The organism is Bradyrhizobium sp. SRS-191 (genome assembly GCF_024586915.1).
In the GTDB taxonomy this organism is placed as follows: domain Bacteria; phylum Pseudomonadota; class Alphaproteobacteria; order Rhizobiales; family Xanthobacteraceae; genus Bradyrhizobium.
Map to the genome: position 1 here is coordinate 152118 of NZ_JANBVS010000012.1, position 16855 is coordinate 168972.

Here is a 16855-nt window from a genome sequence, read left to right on the forward strand (position 1 = left end):
GCCGCGGTCGAGAAGACGTCGGATATTCGAAAGACGCGCGGGCGACGCTTGCGCCGGGCAGGGTCAGCTGATGCTGACACCTGCGCGGACGATCAGCGCACGGAGGTCAGTGGCTTTGCCAACGCTGGATCGGCAGGGGCGCGGCGTCCCACGATGTGGGTGAGACGGAAACCTCCGACCACTCGCCGGCCTCAGCCGGCGCAGGCGACCAGGATGGAGCGGGATCTTCCCCCCCTTCCCACGCGCTCTCAATGGAGCGGAGAGCGTACCAGGCTTCGAACCCGCGTCCATACGCGACGTCGCCTCCGGCACTCCAGTAAGCGCCACCTTCCACGCTCATCGCAGCGGCGAAGATCGATGCCTGCCCGTCCACAGCAACAGCTCTGCTGACCGCCAGCATCTTGCCAGTTACGGCCGTTGGAAGTCCCGAGGCCGCAAATCCGCCGCCGGAGACGGACGTCACGAGGGAATACCGGACGGATTGACCGGACATCAGGCAGGCGGCCTGCGCGCCGAAGAATACCAAACGAGCACCGACGGCGAGCCCGGCGTAACCGAGATTCCCAGAAGCGGCAGTCAGCGCGCCCTGGAACTTGAGCGCGTTGCCCGCCACTGCGAGAGTGGATGGTCCCGCTGCGAAGACGGTGTTGGTTGCGGCGTTGCGCGGGATCTGCCCGATCGCCGATCGGCCGATCGTATCGAATCCTAGCAGCGACATCAGTAGTACTCATCGATGATGATGAGGCCGGAGCCACCCGTGCCGCCGGTGGAGGGATTAGATCCTCCTCCAGGGCTGCCGCCGCTACCGCCGACGCCGATCGAATAGGAGTACGAGGCAAGAGGCGCAGTGATCAGCTTTTCGCAGTAGCCAGCCGCCTGACCGCCACCGCCGCCCGCGCCAGCGACGCCCGAGCCGCCACCGCCTCCGCCCGAGCCCGGCACAGGAGATGGTCCGCCACCAGCTCCGGACCACCCGCCATAGCCGCCACCGCCGAAGAAGGACGCCCCACCAACACCGCCCTGAATCACCGACGAGGCGCCGCCGGCGCCGAACGAGACTTGACCATAGCCGCCGGTCAAATTGAGGTCGCCGCCACTTGCTCCCCCGGGCGACAAGGCGCCGCCGCCGGCGCCGCCGCCGCCTTGACCACCAAAGGCACTGAGAAAGTTCGTCCCGAAGGTCGTCGTGCCGCCGGCGCTCCCGTTTGAGCTTCCTCCGCCTCCGCCGCCACCACCGCCGCCGCCGCCGACCATACGTACAAGCAGCGCCTTGCAGCCGGTCTTGGTCGTATACGTGCCTGAACCGCTGCCGATGACCGTTCGCGTCCAACTGCCGGGGATCGCCGCCGCCGCGATGTTCGCGCGCGCCTGCGCTTGTTGTGTGGTGCTGAACCCGTTCGGCTCCTCGATCGAGATCAGATCCTCCTTCAGCGCAACGATCGCGACCTGCGGCGCAGCGGAGAAACTGATCTTCCCCGTGCTCCCCGCCGACGTGAACAGGATGGTCGTGCGGGCCAACGTGCCGGTCGAGGAGGTGTACACCCCCTCTCCGATTTCCCATTGCGTCAGGTCGGCACTCTCGGCCCTGTATTTGTAGAGCCGACCGTTGACGGCGCCGGCCGCAGTCGGGCTCTGATAGCCCTGGACGGTCGCGGCATAGGTCCAGTCGGTCGTGCCGCCGGCCGTCGGCAGGAATCTGCAGATGTCGAGAAAGGCTGCCATCTAAAAACTACCCTGTCAGGTGATCGTCAGAATGCCGTTGACCTGGTCGAGATCGACCGTGAAGGTGTTGCCGTTGGTCAGCGTGATGGAGGTGCCGTAGTCCCACCAACCGATCAGGGGCCTGGTGGCCGAGGTCGCGTTGTAGAGCACGGCGTATTGGAACGGCCCGATGGAGCCGCCGGCCGCAGTCCATGAAGGATCGCTGCCGCCGATGAAGCGAAAGGTGCCTGAGGTCTGCCCACCGGTGATGGTGCCGATGGATACACCGCCGGCCGTATAGCCGTTCCCTGTCGCGAGGTCGGCGGGCGTGTTGTAGACGGTGTTGGTCGCCACGGGCGCCGTGTTGGTGAGATAGATCCTGTAGACCTGCGACGTTCCCGTGAGCATGTCATGCAGGGCGTGCGCGACGTCTTGAACGAAGCAGTTGAACTTGTTGAATGCGGCCATGTGAGTCTCTCGTGAGATGACGCGTCAGACGACCTGGCCCGACAGCCGCATCGTCATCGGCCCGGCGTTGAATGTCGAAGTCAGGCCCAGCGAATTGAGGTCGGCGAGCGCGCTGGTGAAGCCAAGCCCCCAGGTCTGGATGCGCGCGTCCTCCTTGAGATAGGGCGCCGATTCCAGCAAGGCGCCGTAGAGATAGAGATCCGGCGCCAACGCGAGCAGCCAGTTCGAGTCGTTCGATGCGAGCGGAGGAATGCTCCGCCGATAGACCATCTCGATCGTGTAGGCTGCATCCGGCCTCGGCGCGAGCTCGATCTGATCGCCGAAGATGGAGAAGTAGCGCGGCTGCCCGGCAACGTCGGACACGCGGAAGCGATACTCGTCGAGCTGAACGCCCGACTTGAATTCCAGCGCGGGCTGGCCGCGAGCACTGGTCAGCCGGATCCGTCGCATCGACTGAAAATCCGACGGCAACGCAATGAACTCCGGTTGAGACGCGGCGAGATTGACGACCGCGATCGCCCGCTGCTCCATCTGGCGGACGAACAGCTGCCGGTTGAACTTGGCTTCCGACAGCTGGATGAAGCTCGGAATCCGCGCAATCAGCGTGGTGTCCTGGTCACGCGCCAGATATTCGGCCACGGCAGCCTGGAGCGAGGCGTAGTTCGAGATCAGCGGCATGGTGGCCTCAATTTCCAGCCGCTCTGGAGAGCGGCCTTGTCCGTGCGTAGGTACGCCCAATCGGGATCACTGAGCTTCTTCTGCACGATCGCGTCGAATTCCGGCGTGAACAGGCGGAGCCGGGTGTTGCCCCTGGCATATTCCTCGTTCAGCCATTTGACGTAGATGACGTTCGGAATGCGCGCGACGTGGCGGCCCCAGTCGCTGTGCTGCTCGTCGCGCCGCGCCTCACGATTCCAGTCGAGGATCGGCGCGACATCCTGGACATGCTCGATGACGAGGCCCGAGCCGTCGGGATCGAGATGCGGTCGGATGCTGAGCCCCATCACGCCAGCTCCGTGACCCACAGCGTGCCGGCGGTCGCGGTGACCAGACCGTTGCTGGCGGCCTTGATCGCCGCGATGTTCTGTCCCGGCGTCACGGTGACGTACTCGACCGTATTGGCTGGAAGAAACACGTCCGCCGTGGTCGCGGTCTGGGCGCCGTCGCCGATCCGGTAGCAGCAGGCTGAGTTGGCGGCGAGCCGCAGTTGAAACGTGCCTGGCCCGAACTTGTTGGTCGCGCCGACGCTGGCGTCAAACGCAATGGTTTGCGTGGCGCCGATTCTGGAGGACGGCTGCTTGGGAAAGAACGACATCTCAGGCCCCCCGGATTGCGATCGAGAAGTGCATCGGCACTGCGGCGCCGGACGCCCCGGCGGGGGTCAGCGCGATGACGTCGTCTTCGTTGAGATAGACGGGCGATGCCGGCACGACCGAAAACAGCTGCCCTGCAGCAGAGCCGGATTGGGGAACGGTGAAGCTGGCGACGGCTGCGCCATTCACCGCGACGGTGATGGTGCCGTCGGTCGTGGTGATGGCGCCACCGAGGATGCCGGCGACCTTGAGCAGCCGACTGCGAAACGGGGCGCGAACATAGGCCGCGACGGGACTGGCGCCGCAGGACGGCGTATAGGCCGTCAGATCAGTCGTATTCAACGTGCGATTGCCGGGGAGCGGCATGAATGAACCTCCAATAAACTCCAAGAAAAAAGGCGGCCCGAGGGCCGCCCAAAGGTCAGAGTGATGAACGAACGAGCTAAGCCGTCGTGTTGTCGAAGATGCCGCCGCTTGCCTTCTCGTTGCGTGCGACCAGCGCATACTCGGCGAGGATCTGGCGCCGGTCGGAGTCACCGGTCTTGGCGAGCGGGATCGAGATCATGTTGCGGCCGTTCAGATAGGCCACGGCCCATTTGTCCATCTCGAGCACGAGCACGTCGCGCGCACGCTGGAAGCGACTGGCGACCACCTTGAGCTTGCCGAAATCAGATTCATACGCATCGACCGATGCGACGATCTTCTTCGACTTCGCCTCCTCGATGGCCGTCGAGCGGCCGGTGAAGGTCGAGAACACCTGCTTGTTGAAGGCGCCGGTCAGGATGGTGCCCGGCTTGCCGCCGTTGATCCAGATCGCCGACAGCACCGTCTTCAGCCGTGCCTCGGTGAAGGCGATCTGGGTGCCGTCCGTCCGCGTGCCCGTGCCGTCGGCTGCGGCAGGATCAGCGGCGCCGCCGGCGCTGCCCTTTGACGTATTCGACGCGATCCAGGACAGGATCGAGGCCGTCTTGCGCGGCGTCGTCGTGTTGCCGACGACCTTGGCCTGGTTGGTGCCGCACAGGATGGTCTCGAGGTCGCGCTTGAGCTCGAGGCCCTTCAGCATTTCCTGATAGGCGAGCTCGTTGTCGCGGCCGGCGTGGTCGACCGCCTGCTGGGTGCCGGAGACTCGCGCCACCTTGTAGGAGATCTGGCACTGATTGCCGAGACGAACGGTCGGCGTGGTCACATTGGTGTTGGGGTCGTCGCCTTCGAGCTGGGCATTGGTCCCGTCGGCGGGCGCCAGCGCCTGGGTCTGCCATTCGTGGTTGACGGCGGTCGCCTTCTCCTTGTCGACGCCGCTCATGAACGGAGTGTCGACCGGATCGATGCGATAGATCATGTCGCTGAGATCTTCGCGGTTGCCGACGGCTTGGTAGGTGACGAACGTAGAGGTGGGAGTTGTCATCGATGATCCCTGATGATGAAGGCGCAACCCACGGCATTGCGAGCAATCGTGCCGCCGCTTCCGGACGTCAGGATCGCGCGCTTTGCCAGACGGCGCTGCGCAGCTCTGAAGATGGTCTGAGACGTTCAGGTCCCGCAGGCACGATCGTGCGGGAGATCACTCCCGGTTCGCCCAACGAGACGTCGAAGCCGTGGCGCCCGTCGCGGACGGGGTCGGCAGTGCCGTCTTCTGCGAGCCCCCACGTCTCTCAACGCGATCAAGCTCGACAGCACGGCACATTGGTTCCAAAGCCGGATCAGTTCACCGGCTGACGAAAAAGCCCGCGGCCGGTGTGACCCGGCGCGGGCTTCGTATAAATCTTGCGATGATGCCCTTATGACGGTGATTTGCCCGACGTGTCAACGGCTGTCCTGTACAGCAAGCATCAAACTCGCCCGGTCGGGACGATCACCTCCGAACTCGACACGTGACGGTCAACTACGCGCCAACACCTTGTGACCTCGACCGGCAAACAGACCAAGACCATCGCCGCGGCGAGCGAGAGAGCGCCCCGCGAAGAAGCGCAAACGTTCCATGCGACGGGCCCTCCAATGTCTCGCTTGATCACCCCAGCGAGGACTGATCGTCAGGATTGCGGGCCACCAGTGTGGCCAGCAAATCGGCCAGAGCGCCGCCTCCGGTCTGGTCGTAGCGAGGCGCGGGAGGCGAGCCGCCGAGGCCGAACAGAACAGCCGGCCCGGCCGGACGCGACACCAGTGTACCCAGCCCTTGTCCGGGGGCGCCATTCGCTCCCGAAGCACGGCCGAGTGCGGCAAGCGCCATCAGCGCCTTCAGAGTCGCAGACGGCGTGGGTCCAGCCATCAGATCTGACGCCGACCCGGGCAGAGAGGACTGCGGATCACGCGAGGGCGGCGTCTCCCTGTAGTTCGGCAGCCACGGCGAATTGCCGGGATTGTCTCTCGCGGGATCGTCGCCAGGAAGATAGAGAGGTGATCGGCCACGAGCGAGATCCTCGACACTCGGCACCGTCCACTGCTGGCCATATCCGCGAAGCTCTCCGGCCTGGTTCGGATTGGGAACGGTTTGCATCGAAGGCAATGAAGTCCAGTCTCTCATGCTTGAGCACTCCAAAAAACAATGGTCTTGATGTTAATGCCGGTGCGAGGGCGATCATGGATCGTAGATGACATCCCGCGCACCGTAATGGTTCGCCAACGCGGTCGCCTCCTCCTGCGATTGAGGATAGGATTCGTAAATGATCTCGGCCTGGAATATTCGCTTGAGCGAGGCTGGACTCAACATCCACCCAATGAGCGGAAACCGACCTGTCTGATCATAGAGCGACTTCAGACGCTTTCGGACATGCTCACTGTCGGGGAGCGGTTGAAAATGATATCGGTCGACCACTCTGTCCTGATAGAAGCGCCCGAGCCCCGGAGCGTCGCTCGAAAAAGCGAGACGCCATTCATCACCTTTCGGACACTCAGCGCGCCAGAGCTTTGGGACCTTGGAATCGTACGACTCGCGAAACGTGACTTGGCAATCCGCCAGATTGTGCTGCCATATGACGAGCGTATTCTTCACGACATAGGTTCTCGTCGACGCCACGAAGTAATAGTTGGCGCAATGATGGATGCAGACGCCAAACACGATCACCGTCACGTTACGGCTGCGCAGCAGATCGGAGATGCTCATCGCGGCATCGCGCTTGCCTCCCAGGCCGCGCACGACGAAGAGCCCGTTTTGAGCAATCTGGCTCACGACGGACAGGTCGGGATCGATGCCGGACGTGTCGGCGAAGCAGACGATCGTCCGGTCAGGGCTGATCGCAGTAGGCTGCGGCACGTCTCCACGGCAGTAATCGACTGCGCGATGATAGGCTTCTGGGTCTAACCCGACCTGTTGCGCAGCTAGGCGTTGCGGAATGACGAGGACGAGCAGAGCAAGGCCGGCAAACAGCCCCCGACTAATGAACCGCGTCAGCTTTCGCCACATATGACACCACGATTGATCTGCCCACCAGTGACACAGCAGTTGACAGGCTATCCGACGCCACCAGCCGATCGGACCGATGCACCTTCGCATCCCCCACCACTGTCGAGCCGCCGCTTTTCGTTGCTCCGCGGCTGCTGTCTCCGCGACCATTGCGCGGCGGGAGCATATAGAACAAAGAGCGAACATGTCAACGTCGCTCTCGGCCTACCGCGCGCTCGAGCTGCTCAAAGCAGGCCGAAGCGCTTCCTTCGTTCTGCCGTTTGCGCCAGCTCCCGCAATTCGGCCTCCGCCAGCTTGCCGTTGGCGATGATCGCGCCGAGATGGTCGCGCACCTTGCCGACGATGTTGATTGCGAGGAAGAGTTTCTCACGGCCGGCAACGTCGTCGATCAGAGTCTGTCGCCAGGCTGCGCTATAGCTCGCCTCAAGCACATCGAAAGCGCCGGTGAGCAGCTCGTCGTCGAGCAGAGCCTTCACGCGCGCGCCTCGTGCCGCCGTCTGTTGCAGGTTGCTCTCGTCAGTCATCGCCCTGCTCCATCTTGCCTTGGGTCTCACGAGTATGTGCAGCGGCGGCCGCAAGGCCCACCGCGGCTTCAGCAATCTTCATGTCGTGAGCCGTGTGCGCCTGCTCGCGCTTCTGCGCCGCCTCGACCGACTTGAGATGCGCATCGAGCAGCGCGATCTTCGCATCCAGCCCGGCCTTGATCTTGGCCAGCTCGATCTCGGCTTGCATCTTCACCTGCTGATGGACGAGATCGTTGTGCGCCTGCTGTTGCGCCAGTTGCGCCTTGTGCGCGGCGATCGCCTGCTCGGTCTGAACGCGCGCCTGCGCCGCGAGCAGCTTCGGATCGGGCGGCGGCTGCGGCGGGGCCGGCGGCGCATGCAGCAGGCGCCCGGTCTGCGGATCGACGGCGGCCGGATCGTTGAAGAAGCGGCCGGGATTCTTGTGACCCATGATCCGCGTCAGCTCGGCCGCCGTGTTGTAGAGCTCGCGGTCGCCGACCAGGTTGGCCTTGCCGGCCATTGCCAGCTCCTTCTGCACATTGGCGATCGCCATCGTCTGTGCGAACTGTTGCGCTTTGCCGCCCGAGCCGAGGCCGACCTCGATCGTCATGTCGTCCCGCGTCTTCCAGCTGCGCGGATCGACCTGGACCCAGGCATTGCGAAGGCGCACCGTCTGGCGCTGCTGGCCATGCTTGCGGATCGTTGCATGCAGCAGGCCGAACATGTCGCGGACGCCCTCGGCCATGATCCGCGCCATCAGCTTGATACGCATCTGCGAGGCCGAAAACACCTGGGCCACTGCGGTCGCAGACTGGTTCTGCAGCGCGTTGGCGTCGATGCCCTGCGCCTGCCGGGACAGCCCCGAGCGGCTCTCGAGCTCGGCGTCGATGTATTGCAACATCGGATAGATCGAGCTGGTGATATCAGGCACCACCTGCCAGTTCAGGCCGCCCGCGGTCTTGGTGCGGACGACGCCGCCGGGGCGCGAGACCAGGAGATCGTCGAGCGTGTTCGGCCCGGCGTTCTGCTCGGCCACCTCGACGCGTGGATTGTTGTGCAGATAGAGATTGTCCAGCGCCCCGCGCTTCAGCGCGGTCTTCTCCCGCTGCAACGGCATCACCAGGTCGGCGATGGACCGGCCGAAGAAGCGGTGCGTCATCGGCACCGGCGTGGTCGCGGCGAAGGGAATGGCATCGAAAGGCGTGATGCAGTCCTGGCCGTCCTTGCGCAGGATCTCGCCTTGGTCGCCGCCGGTGATGATCTGGTACAGACACGGCCTGCCCTCGCCTTCATAGTCGATCCGAACATAATGCTCGGTGATCCGGACCAGCCTGGTGCCCGAATTCGACGCACTCGACGATGCCGGCGAATGCTCGTCGACCGTATCGCGCGCCAAGGTTTCGACCCGGGTGGTCCCGGTATAGTCGCCGAGCGATTTGATCTGCGCAGCGTCGAAGCCTTCGGCGATCAGTTGCGCCTCGGTCTTGGTGACGATCTCGTGGAAGCAATAGTTGCAGTCGCGGATCGAGCGCGCGCTGCGCTCGATGCCGAACTCCTCGGGCGGCACGCCCATCACCCGCGCCTGCGCGAATTTTCGCGTCGTGACGATGGTGACGTCGTGCGTGATCGGGGCCGGCGCCGGTTGCAGCGGCGCGGACTGAAGAGGCATGGTCATGCGGTGGACTCGTTGCGTGATGGAGAAACAGATCCGGGCAGCGTCTGCCGGCTATTAATTCGAGACGGCCGGGTCCCGGAGATAATCCTGGATCATGCCGAGAAGGCCGCCGGCAGATCCCACGGGTCCGCCGGCTCCCGAGCCGCCGCTCACAAAGGAAGCAGCGCGATCCGAGGGAGCTCCGAACGTTGCACGCCCGTCCTTGATGTAGGGAATGGCCGAGGCACCATCGAGGAACGCACGGTCGGAAGCGCCTCCCGAAACGGCGCGAGCTGGAGGCTCACGTACGCCGGCATAGTCGGAGAACCACGGAGAGATCCCCGAAGCAAATGGCTCGCTGCCGGCCGAATATCCAGCATAAGGCATGGGCCGCTCAGCGCCGGGCTGCATTCGGATCGGCAGACTCTGGGGCCTGCCTTGAGGCACCGCGGACTGATCTGTCGCCCCCATGATGGGGGTCAGCACGTGCTTCCTGATGAAGGTGGCGATTTGTTCCGGTGTGGCCGTAAAGTTCGCACTGACACCGGGAAGTCCAGCTCCTACTCCGATCGACGATACTTTCGCCTTCCAGGGCAGCGGAATGCCGGATTCGTCCGGAATGGTTGCGTTGACATTGAACGACGGCACGTTGACCGACGCGCCATACCTCAGAGTATCTTCGGAGGACATGCCTCTTCTAAGGTGGATGAGGTGCACCCCGCCTCCTCCCTTGCACACTCCCCCTGTCACAGTGATCCTCGGCGCGGACGGGGTCCCCGGATTCCAATAGTATGTCGCTCCGAGCCCGATCGGGCCAAACGGCAGCTCCAAGGAGATGCCGTCCGGGCGAAGATTGCCTTTCTCATTGACCGACATTAGGCTACCTATCATCTATGAAAATAACGCGATCAGGCTTGATCGGCACCTCATCAGCTCCGCAGACATGTCCTACACGGCCATCGGCATCCTGAGTTTTTGGGCGATCGCAGGCCTGCCGCTGTGGGGACTCTGTTTGAATGATATCCGCGTCATCCACAACCATATTGCCCCGAGCGCCTCGGACATGCGCTACCTAAAGCCGGGCTCTTGGTTTTGGACGTGGTCCGGCTTTTACTTCACGGCAATGGATCCCGCGAAACTGACGGAGCCCGGTCGAGATCATCTGAGACTCGCGATCCGGCACGAGTGGATGCTGTGGGGATGGATGGTCGGATCCGCGCCGATTATCGTGGCTATAGCCATGCTGAGCTGACACATTCGAACAAATGGGATGCGATAAGCCCTGCGACTTGTTGACGTTACTATACTGGTCGTCCGCTCCGAGGCCCGGCGAGCCTTGCGCGGTCCGGCTTGTGAGCAGCACTGCTCTCGCCGGATGAGTATGCTTGCTATCGGCTCAGCGTGGCCCCTCGAGGCTGAATTGCGACCTGATCCGGCGCGTTCAACACGAACATCGCCTTCACAATCGTCCACCACCGCGACGGGCCAGTGCATCCTGGTCGGCGCGCCGCAGATGAGCGGCCTGCTCTCGGCTGCGCATCGTATGCGCCACGATCCGCATCGCGGCGTCCGAGTCCATGACCGACTGCGCCAGACGGCACGATGATCTCCGAAGCCATTTGCCTGAGTTGCAGCCGCCTCTGCGTTCCGGCGCCGTGCAAGCTCGCGCAACAGGGCCGGTTGCGGCCGCGAGCTGAAGCGATCAGCGCGGTCCGCCCGGTTGCTGCCGGAGATAGTCCTGGATCAGCCCCGGCAGACCACGCGCCTGCCCATGATCGCGCGTCGGGTTGCCCCCGTCTTGGGCGGCGATCGATGCGATCAGACTCGGAAGGCCTCCCGGAAACACGGCCCTGCCGTCGGCGAATGCGCCCCTGGGCGAGGCCGATGCCGGGCCGGACTCGACATCCCCTCTCCTTCCAAGCCCGGACGGACCGCGCGTTGGGCCGGCAGGGATGGGCACCCGAGTGATCGTCGCGGCATAATCGCCAAAGCCGGGCGACGGACGCGTCCAGGGTGCGGCGTCGCCGCTTGGCGCCTCGAAGTTCAGCGGATTCCCGTTGAACGACGGCGCAATCCGAGGGTCCCTCCGGGTTGCGATCAGCCGGCCCGAACTGAGCGCATCCAGAATGAGATCCTGAATCTGCTCACGCGGAAGGCCATTCTTCTTGGCGTAGTCGGCGATGTTCCGACCGACTTGGTTGTTGTACATGTCCTTGAAGGTGTCCCACGCCTCCGGCGGCTGCCGTCCAAAATAGGACTTCAGCTCACGCGCAAACCCGAGCGCTGACGCTTCCGTCGTCGAATGGTCATGAGCCAGATAGGCGCTCGTCAACGCGTGGGCAATCGCATTGACGCTGGCTGCGCCGAGTTCGAGCGGCTTGTCTGCTGAATCGCGCAGAACCGGATCATATCCATGCAGCGAATTGGCGTCGGCAAGACGTTCGCTCGTCTTGCTCATGTCGTTCAGATAGTTTTGAAAATTGAAAATGGGGTCAGCCATGGCAATCCCTAATGACCTCGTGTTTCGGCAATGTAAGCTTTCGCGCGACCATCGACCGTTTCAACCTGCAGCGTCACCCGATCATGACACACCCATCCGGGCGCCATCACTTCAGCCTCGCGGCCGTAGAGGATGCGATAGGTCTTGTCGGTGTCATTGATCAGAACCAGCGGCCAGACCATGTCGGGATCATGGGCGGTCGTCGGATCGAGGCGTGTGTACCCACGCTGGTACAGATCGCCATCGCCCTGCTCGCCCACCGAATGAGTGCACGCTCGTTCAAACGAAAAATGCTCGGCAGGATCATAGCGGCCGTTACGAACCAACTCGCCTGTCAGGTCCGCTCGCCGGAAGGCCTGATCGTCGCGGACAATCTGCAGGCCCAGACTGACGACAGGCACTAGAAGCACCAGCACGACGATGCCAACGATCCATCTTGCAAATCGAAGCACGACGATCTCCCACGACGATACGAGCCTGCGATCCGTACCCAGAGGCCCAAAGCCGCGGATGCGATCTGATCGCTGCGATCACATGGCATTGCCGTAGAAAACGCGGGCTCAGCCATCAGCCGCAGGCAGCTTCCGCTGCGTCAACGTAAACTAGAACAAATATAGAACCTCTACAACATGCTCGTGGCATTCTTTTCAAGAGCCGCACTGCTCCCACCTTCTCGGCCGGCCTCTGAATGCAAACCCGCCTAAACCGGTTCGCCGCGCGAGCGAACTGAGCGACATCGGCCTCAGGACAGCGGTGCGTCGTTTGAACGTGACGACGAAGCGCTCTCTGCATCGTGCCTCGTATGCGCCACGATGCGCATAGCACCGTCCGATTCCATCACCGATTGTGCCAGCAGCGCGAACTGGTCCTCGGTGAGATCATAGTAGGTCTCCCGGCTCTCCTCCTCGCGCTCTTCCCACCACACCTTCACGATGCCGACCTTAGAGAGAAGCGCATCCTTGATGAACGAGTAGAGAATCATGAATCCGGGGTTCTGCTGCATGAAGACGTGATTGACGTAGTCGGTCTCCTGCGAGGCCGCGGCCTCGTCCTCCGGACCGACGGGCTCGAACCGCACGACCTCGTCGGAGCCGGCGAAGATATCCATCAAATGCGGCATCAGGCCTTCGACCGTATCGGCGACATCGGTGGAGACGGCGCGTGAGCGCCCCTCCTGCGCCGGCATGTCCTTCTTCATATTGCCGAGATAGTAGTCAATGGCGTCGGCGCGCTCCTCGGCGAGCCGAGCAGCCGAGATCGCGGCGAGCGCATCGGCCTTCTCGGCTGCGAGCATGGTCTTGAGGTCGGAGATGGACATCCTGGGCATGGTCTCTGATCCATATCTTTGACAGCGTCGCTCGCGTATCGGCGCATGCTGGCCGTGGCGAGCTTTTCATCGAGGTCGTTCAGCGCGAGGGCCACCATGGCGGACGCTGCGTCCGGGTTCCGGCCCAGTCTTCCTGGCCAGGCGGCGTGTCTCCGAATTCCGGAAGCTGGAAAGGATAATCCGGCATTGCGTCCCCTGCGAGCACACCGACTGACGCCCGCGACGTCGGCATCGGCAGGAGTTGCTGATACGGCGACAGCGGCGCCGTTGTCTTGCCGGACGCTGCCCAGCTCCCGAACCGGTCATCGAAGGATGGATCCTGGTCCGTCCCCGCGAACTGATTGGGCCCAATCCCCGGGGAACCAGCGGGGTCTGCCGACGGCATCTGATCCGCGCGGCGCGATCGCAGGATGCGGATCGGCGCCCGCACCGTATCGGGCACACCTGGTCTGGTGACGCCCTCGGTCACGCCGAGCGTCCCCTGCCCGTCCTGGATCGATAGCGACGGCGCGGTGATGCCTGGAGGCATTGCCTGAGCTGCAGCTGCTTCCGCGTTCCGGCGCCGTGCGAGCTCGCGCAACAGCGCCGACTGCGACATGTCGTTGCCGGATTCGGGAAGCCAACGGCCGAAGCGGTCAGCGAACCAGGCTGGCATGTCCTGAGCGCTGGATTGATCCTGCCGTACAGTGCGTGCGTCCTGCCTGCCCGGCGCGCCGCCGTCCGCTGAAGGGACGGTCACATCGGGCGCCGACCAATCATCCTTTTCCCAAGCCTTCGCCTCGAACGCGCGCTTGGCATAATACGGCGTCGACTTGATTTCCTTGTTCACGTAGGTGCGATCGTGCGACAGGCTGTTGTAGAGCGCGTAGACGTTCTCGACGCTTGGATCGTCCAGCCGCTTGGCGATCCCGGCGATCAGCCTCGCGGTGAGCTCGATGTTGTCTTCGGGCTTGTGGACGTCGGAGTTGGGAATGAGCTGCTGCCAGCTGGGATCGAGGTTGCCCGGAAGGATCGTATGGCTCAGATGATCGCGCTTGAATCCCAAGGCTGACCGCAACGATTGATCCGCCGCCTCGAAATAATAGCCGTATCCGCCTCTCGAAGCTTCCGTGTAGATGATGGCTCTCACGAGATCTGGATTGATCCCATTGCGCCTGGCTGCGGCCTCGATCAAGGGATCGTATGACTTGATCGCCTGAGCCGCCTTCGCGTGCCACTGTATGGGATTGTTGATCGCTGGCCGTTTGCCTTTCGGAATGTCAGCGAAATTCTGACTCTCGAACTCGAATTTGGTGTCGGGAGCATCATCCAGGATCGCTCGCTTTCGGTCCTCCGCGCGTCGCAAATACGTCGTCATGAAACTCCTCTATGAACGTCCAGCCATGATCTTGATGAAGAGACTCGAAACAAGCAGAATGGCGTAAAATGCGACGGCAAGCATGCCAGCAAGGAGATAGAAGTCGACCTCCACATTGCGCGCCGTGCGACTAATGACAGGCGCCCAGAACAAATGCCAGCCGCAGTCGATGCACCCATAGAACGAGTCGTGTCGCCGGGCATAAAGCCAAATGCCAAGCTGAAGCGGCAATGAGATCACCGGAGGAACAATCAGCCAGAACCATACGCTCAGGCGCGCGCTCAGCTTCACTCCCAGCCTTTCGGACAAGGCACTCAGCGCGAGCAGGAGAATTGCGAGCAGATATCCTGCAACGACGACCGCCAGGAGCAGCTGCGGCACACCCCGTACGACGGCGTATTGAGCGGGAAACCAGATGATGAGGATGGAGACCACCAAACCGTATTTAAGAACATTCAAAAGAGCACGCATGTGAATTTCAGCCTGAGCGGACGAGGGACGATTGTTCGTCTGCGCGAAGAGGGATGAGACAACGAATGGCTCTTGCGTCGGACGTTACTCCTGATTTCGCGCGGCACTTGGAGATAAAAAACGGACACGAAGTGCCATCCGATTATCAAGAGAAGCTCGTATGCCCCGGATCCTTGATCTCAACCGCCGCGTGGCCCGGAATCCCCGAGCCTATGACCAATGTGATAGAATACCTCTTAGCCATTTCTGAATACTCCGACGATCGACTGCACGGCATTGAAGATGAAGGTCGTCAACACATGTGCTGACCAGAGGAAAACCACGACAAGAGAAAGCCCCCCGATGACGGTGGCCCCGAGATCGGCCTCGGTGAGTTTCCGTAGAACCGAAGCTCCATACATGACGACCCGCAGGCAATCATAAAGCCGCAAAACCAAGATCGCTGACAATGCCAACGCGAGCAGGATCGTCGCGGAGGGAGAACGACGGACGATCCACAATGCCGCAATCGGGGCAAGCCAAATGACATGCGCTACGAAGTAGGAATAATCCCAGGGTCCGTCAGCGCTCGGCCTGGAGATGACAAGATCCGTCATTATCACCCACATGACCTGAGATGCGCAGCCCAGCCTGAGAGCGATCAATGATATCCTGTTTGCATCCCCACTTTCGATCATCGACGTCTCGCTCCTCAGCTGATGACACGTATTATCGGACCGGCTGAACCACAGTGACACTGAACCAAACCGGCGGCACACAGAACAAACTATTATATCGCTCGTGGCTGTCAAAAGTGATGCGGGGAAGCAGGCCGGAACATCACTCTCGCAAGAGCTCGGCTGGTCGCCACACGTTGGGAGCAGACGACGCAAGGTCACCGCCATCCCGCATCCTGGTATCGGATCGGCCGGTTGAAGCTCCCGCTACGACCAGGTGCCTCGTAGCAGATCGCCATCAGACCGAGCGCATCGGCGGCATGGGACGACCAGTCGTGCTCGGGACCGAGCCCGACATTGCGCGTCTCGTCCTTCCGCTCGTGATAGAAGCCGAGCGCCTCGCGGCCGGCCTCGGTCGTCGTCTCATTGAACCACAGTTGCGGACCGAGCCGGCGCAGCGCCTCGATCCGCATCATCGCAGCGCCCCTGCCCTGGTTCTTGAGCGGCGGCTCGACGGCGAAGCCGGCTTCACGCAGATGGTCGGCGTAGCGCTTGCCGGTCACCGCGTTGGTTGCGAGGCCGTCGTGCGGAAGATAGAGGATCGCGTTCTGATAGCCCCGCGCGCGCAGCCAGTTGACATGGAAGGCCAGCACCTGGCCGACGGCCTCGTAGTAGTCGAGCACGCGAACTTCGTTACCCACCCACTGCACGATCCAGATCGTGAAGGCGTCGGCGGTCGCTCCGGCCCCGCCGATGTCGATGAAGGCGCGCAACGGCAGCAGCGGATCCGCCGCCACCTTGCCGATCCGCCCGTCGCGCTTCGCCTGCGCCAGCAGATCGGCGAAATAGGCGCCTTCGAATGCACGCACGTAGTCGCCCTCCCAGATGTGCTCGTAGCGGTCCGGATAGAGCGAAAGATCGAGCCGCCGCTCTTCGTCCAGCACCGCCGGAAACCACGGATTGTCGCGCCAACTCGCCTTGACGACGACCGCGCCGTCCGGCTTGCGCCCGCGCAGGAAATCGTCCACGGCATCCGACTTGCGGCGCGGATTCCAGCTCGCCCACAGCTCCGAACGCGGCGCCCGGATCGTCGGCCGCAGCAGCGACAGCGACCGCGCGCTCAGCGTCTGAGCCTCGTCGATCCAGGCGATGCGAAATCCTTCCAGCGACTTGATCGACTCCGCGGTGTGATCCTGCATGCCGCGGAAGATGATGAGCCCGTCGCCGGGCGTCGCGATGCGGTCACTGAAAGGCCGGAAGCCCTGGCCGAGACCGAGGCTTGCGATCTTGTCCTCGATCAGCCGCTTGGACGATTGCGCAAGCGTCCGCTGCGCCTCGCGAATGCACACCGCGAGCGTGCCGCGCTCGGCCTGGCAAGTCTCGACCAGCATCTCGCCGAAGAAATGCGACTTGCCCGAGCCGCGGCCGCCGAACGCGCCCTTGTAGCGCGCCGGCGCGAGCAGCGGCTCGAACACTTTCGCGGTGGGGATCTTCAATGTCGACAA

21 protein-coding genes are annotated in these 16855 nt (G+C 62.9%); 1 reads left to right on the top strand and 20 read right to left on the bottom strand.

All coding sequences use genetic code 11. The features are described 5' to 3' along the window. Window positions 1-106: 106 nt before the first annotated feature. The 13 genes from NLR35_RS21775 to NLR35_RS21835 all read right to left on the bottom strand — a co-directional run bounded on the left by NLR35_RS21775 (window position 107) and on the right by NLR35_RS21835 (window position 9729). Window positions 107-718, bottom strand: a complete 612-nt coding sequence (locus NLR35_RS21775; protein ID WP_257168576.1) for a hypothetical protein — start codon at window positions 716-718, stop codon at window positions 107-109. Next, window positions 718-1722, bottom strand: a complete 1005-nt coding sequence (locus NLR35_RS21780; RefSeq protein ID WP_257168577.1) for a hypothetical protein — start codon at window positions 1720-1722, stop codon at window positions 718-720. The genes NLR35_RS21775 and NLR35_RS21780 overlap by 1 nt, the downstream gene beginning before the upstream one ends. A gap of 15 nt (window positions 1723-1737) precedes the next feature. After that, window positions 1738-2169, bottom strand: coding sequence for a hypothetical protein (locus NLR35_RS21785; RefSeq protein ID WP_257168578.1), 432 nt, complete (start codon window positions 2167-2169; stop codon window positions 1738-1740). Between the two features lie 24 nt (window positions 2170-2193). After that, a complete protein-coding gene (locus NLR35_RS21790; protein WP_257168579.1) occupies window positions 2194-2847 on the bottom strand; it encodes a hypothetical protein in 654 nt (217 codons plus the stop codon). Further along, window positions 2838-3173: a hypothetical protein gene (locus NLR35_RS21795; RefSeq protein WP_257168580.1), complete on the bottom strand. Its 336-nt coding sequence runs from the start codon at window positions 3171-3173 to the stop codon at window positions 2838-2840. The genes NLR35_RS21790 and NLR35_RS21795 overlap by 10 nt, the downstream gene beginning before the upstream one ends. Next, window positions 3173-3484: a hypothetical protein gene (locus tag NLR35_RS21800; protein WP_257168581.1), complete on the bottom strand. Its 312-nt coding sequence runs from the start codon at window positions 3482-3484 to the stop codon at window positions 3173-3175. The genes NLR35_RS21795 and NLR35_RS21800 overlap by 1 nt, the downstream gene beginning before the upstream one ends. 1 nt (window position 3485) lies before the next feature. Continuing rightward, window positions 3486-3848 (bottom strand): hypothetical protein, encoded by a 363-nt coding sequence (locus tag NLR35_RS21805; RefSeq protein WP_257168582.1) that lies wholly within the window; start codon window positions 3846-3848, stop codon window positions 3486-3488. A gap of 76 nt (window positions 3849-3924) precedes the next feature. Continuing rightward, window positions 3925-4887: a DUF5309 domain-containing protein gene (locus NLR35_RS21810; protein WP_257168583.1), complete on the bottom strand. Its 963-nt coding sequence runs from the start codon at window positions 4885-4887 to the stop codon at window positions 3925-3927. Between the two features lie 603 nt (window positions 4888-5490). Beyond that, a complete protein-coding gene (locus tag NLR35_RS21815; protein ID WP_257168584.1) occupies window positions 5491-5976 on the bottom strand; it encodes a hypothetical protein in 486 nt (161 codons plus the stop codon). Between the two features lie 81 nt (window positions 5977-6057). Beyond that, window positions 6058-6882 (bottom strand): hypothetical protein, encoded by an 825-nt coding sequence (locus tag NLR35_RS21820; protein WP_257168585.1) that lies wholly within the window; start codon window positions 6880-6882, stop codon window positions 6058-6060. Between the two features lie 224 nt (window positions 6883-7106). Continuing rightward, window positions 7107-7358, bottom strand: coding sequence for a hypothetical protein (locus NLR35_RS21825; RefSeq protein WP_257168586.1), 252 nt, complete (start codon window positions 7356-7358; stop codon window positions 7107-7109). Between the two features lie 40 nt (window positions 7359-7398). Next, window positions 7399-9060, bottom strand: coding sequence for a hypothetical protein (locus NLR35_RS21830; protein WP_257168587.1), 1662 nt, complete (start codon window positions 9058-9060; stop codon window positions 7399-7401). 54 nt (window positions 9061-9114) lie between these two features. Then, window positions 9115-9729: a hypothetical protein gene (locus NLR35_RS21835; RefSeq protein ID WP_257168588.1), complete on the bottom strand. Its 615-nt coding sequence runs from the start codon at window positions 9727-9729 to the stop codon at window positions 9115-9117. 253 nt (window positions 9730-9982) lie between these two features. Here NLR35_RS21835 and NLR35_RS21840 point away from each other — a divergent pair, with 253 nt between their 5' ends. Beyond that, window positions 9983-10291: a hypothetical protein gene (locus NLR35_RS21840; protein WP_257168589.1), complete on the top strand. Its 309-nt coding sequence runs from the start codon at window positions 9983-9985 to the stop codon at window positions 10289-10291. A 450-nt stretch (window positions 10292-10741) separates the two neighbouring features. Here the strand turns inward: NLR35_RS21840 and NLR35_RS21845 are convergent, their stop codons facing one another. From NLR35_RS21845 to NLR35_RS21875, 7 genes are all read right to left on the bottom strand, one after another. Next, complete coding sequence (locus NLR35_RS21845) at window positions 10742-11539, bottom strand: hypothetical protein (RefSeq protein WP_257168590.1); 798 nt, start codon at window positions 11537-11539, stop codon at window positions 10742-10744. A gap of 8 nt (window positions 11540-11547) precedes the next feature. After that, a complete protein-coding gene (locus NLR35_RS21850; RefSeq protein ID WP_257168591.1) occupies window positions 11548-11991 on the bottom strand; it encodes a hypothetical protein in 444 nt (147 codons plus the stop codon). Window positions 11992-12281: 290 nt separating this feature from the next. Then, a complete protein-coding gene (locus NLR35_RS21855; protein WP_257168592.1) occupies window positions 12282-12866 on the bottom strand; it encodes a hypothetical protein in 585 nt (194 codons plus the stop codon). A gap of 79 nt (window positions 12867-12945) precedes the next feature. Beyond that, complete coding sequence (locus NLR35_RS21860; protein WP_257168593.1) at window positions 12946-14223, bottom strand: hypothetical protein; 1278 nt, start codon at window positions 14221-14223, stop codon at window positions 12946-12948. Between the two features lie 9 nt (window positions 14224-14232). Next, the gene (locus tag NLR35_RS21865) at window positions 14233-14694 is read right to left on the bottom strand and encodes a hypothetical protein (protein ID WP_257168594.1); all 462 of its coding nucleotides are present in this window, start codon (window positions 14692-14694) and stop codon (window positions 14233-14235) included. Between the two features lie 236 nt (window positions 14695-14930). Continuing rightward, complete coding sequence (locus NLR35_RS21870; RefSeq protein WP_257168595.1) at window positions 14931-15371, bottom strand: hypothetical protein; 441 nt, start codon at window positions 15369-15371, stop codon at window positions 14931-14933. A 197-nt stretch (window positions 15372-15568) separates the two neighbouring features. Further along, window positions 15569-16855: a PBSX family phage terminase large subunit gene (locus tag NLR35_RS21875; RefSeq protein ID WP_257168596.1), complete on the bottom strand. Its 1287-nt coding sequence runs from the start codon at window positions 16853-16855 to the stop codon at window positions 15569-15571.

What these genes read in the sequence shown, in the direction of transcription:
- NLR35_RS21775 (WP_257168576.1), bottom strand. Translation starts at nt 718, where the DNA reads ATGTCGCTGCTAGGATTCGATACGATCGGCCGATCGGCGATCGGGCAG.
- NLR35_RS21780 (WP_257168577.1), bottom strand. Translation starts at nt 1,722, where the DNA reads ATGGCAGCCTTTCTCGACATCTGCAGATTCCTGCCGACGGCCGGCGGC.
- NLR35_RS21785 (WP_257168578.1), bottom strand. Translation starts at nt 2,169, where the DNA reads ATGGCCGCATTCAACAAGTTCAACTGCTTCGTTCAAGACGTCGCGCAC.
- NLR35_RS21790 (WP_257168579.1), bottom strand. Translation starts at nt 2,847, where the DNA reads ATGCCGCTGATCTCGAACTACGCCTCGCTCCAGGCTGCCGTGGCCGAA.
- NLR35_RS21795 (WP_257168580.1), bottom strand. Translation starts at nt 3,173, where the DNA reads ATGGGGCTCAGCATCCGACCGCATCTCGATCCCGACGGCTCGGGCCTC.
- NLR35_RS21800 (WP_257168581.1), bottom strand. Translation starts at nt 3,484, where the DNA reads ATGTCGTTCTTTCCCAAGCAGCCGTCCTCCAGAATCGGCGCCACGCAA.
- NLR35_RS21805 (WP_257168582.1), bottom strand. Translation starts at nt 3,848, where the DNA reads ATGCCGCTCCCCGGCAATCGCACGTTGAATACGACTGATCTGACGGCC.
- NLR35_RS21810 (WP_257168583.1), bottom strand. Translation starts at nt 4,887, where the DNA reads ATGACAACTCCCACCTCTACGTTCGTCACCTACCAAGCCGTCGGCAAC.
- NLR35_RS21815 (WP_257168584.1), bottom strand. Translation starts at nt 5,976, where the DNA reads ATGCAAACCGTTCCCAATCCGAACCAGGCCGGAGAGCTTCGCGGATAT.
- NLR35_RS21820 (WP_257168585.1), bottom strand. Translation starts at nt 6,882, where the DNA reads ATGTGGCGAAAGCTGACGCGGTTCATTAGTCGGGGGCTGTTTGCCGGC.
- NLR35_RS21830 (WP_257168587.1), bottom strand. Translation starts at nt 9,060, where the DNA reads ATGACCATGCCTCTTCAGTCCGCGCCGCTGCAACCGGCGCCGGCCCCG.
- NLR35_RS21835 (WP_257168588.1), bottom strand. Translation starts at nt 9,729, where the DNA reads ATGTCCTCCGAAGATACTCTGAGGTATGGCGCGTCGGTCAACGTGCCG.
- NLR35_RS21840 (WP_257168589.1), top strand. Translation starts at nt 9,983, where the DNA reads ATGTCCTACACGGCCATCGGCATCCTGAGTTTTTGGGCGATCGCAGGC.
- NLR35_RS21845 (WP_257168590.1), bottom strand. Translation starts at nt 11,539, where the DNA reads ATGGCTGACCCCATTTTCAATTTTCAAAACTATCTGAACGACATGAGC.
- NLR35_RS21855 (WP_257168592.1), bottom strand. Translation starts at nt 12,866, where the DNA reads ATGCCCAGGATGTCCATCTCCGACCTCAAGACCATGCTCGCAGCCGAG.
- NLR35_RS21860 (WP_257168593.1), bottom strand. Translation starts at nt 14,223, where the DNA reads ATGACGACGTATTTGCGACGCGCGGAGGACCGAAAGCGAGCGATCCTG.
- NLR35_RS21865 (WP_257168594.1), bottom strand. Translation starts at nt 14,694, where the DNA reads ATGCGTGCTCTTTTGAATGTTCTTAAATACGGTTTGGTGGTCTCCATC.
- NLR35_RS21870 (WP_257168595.1), bottom strand. Translation starts at nt 15,371, where the DNA reads ATGATCGAAAGTGGGGATGCAAACAGGATATCATTGATCGCTCTCAGG.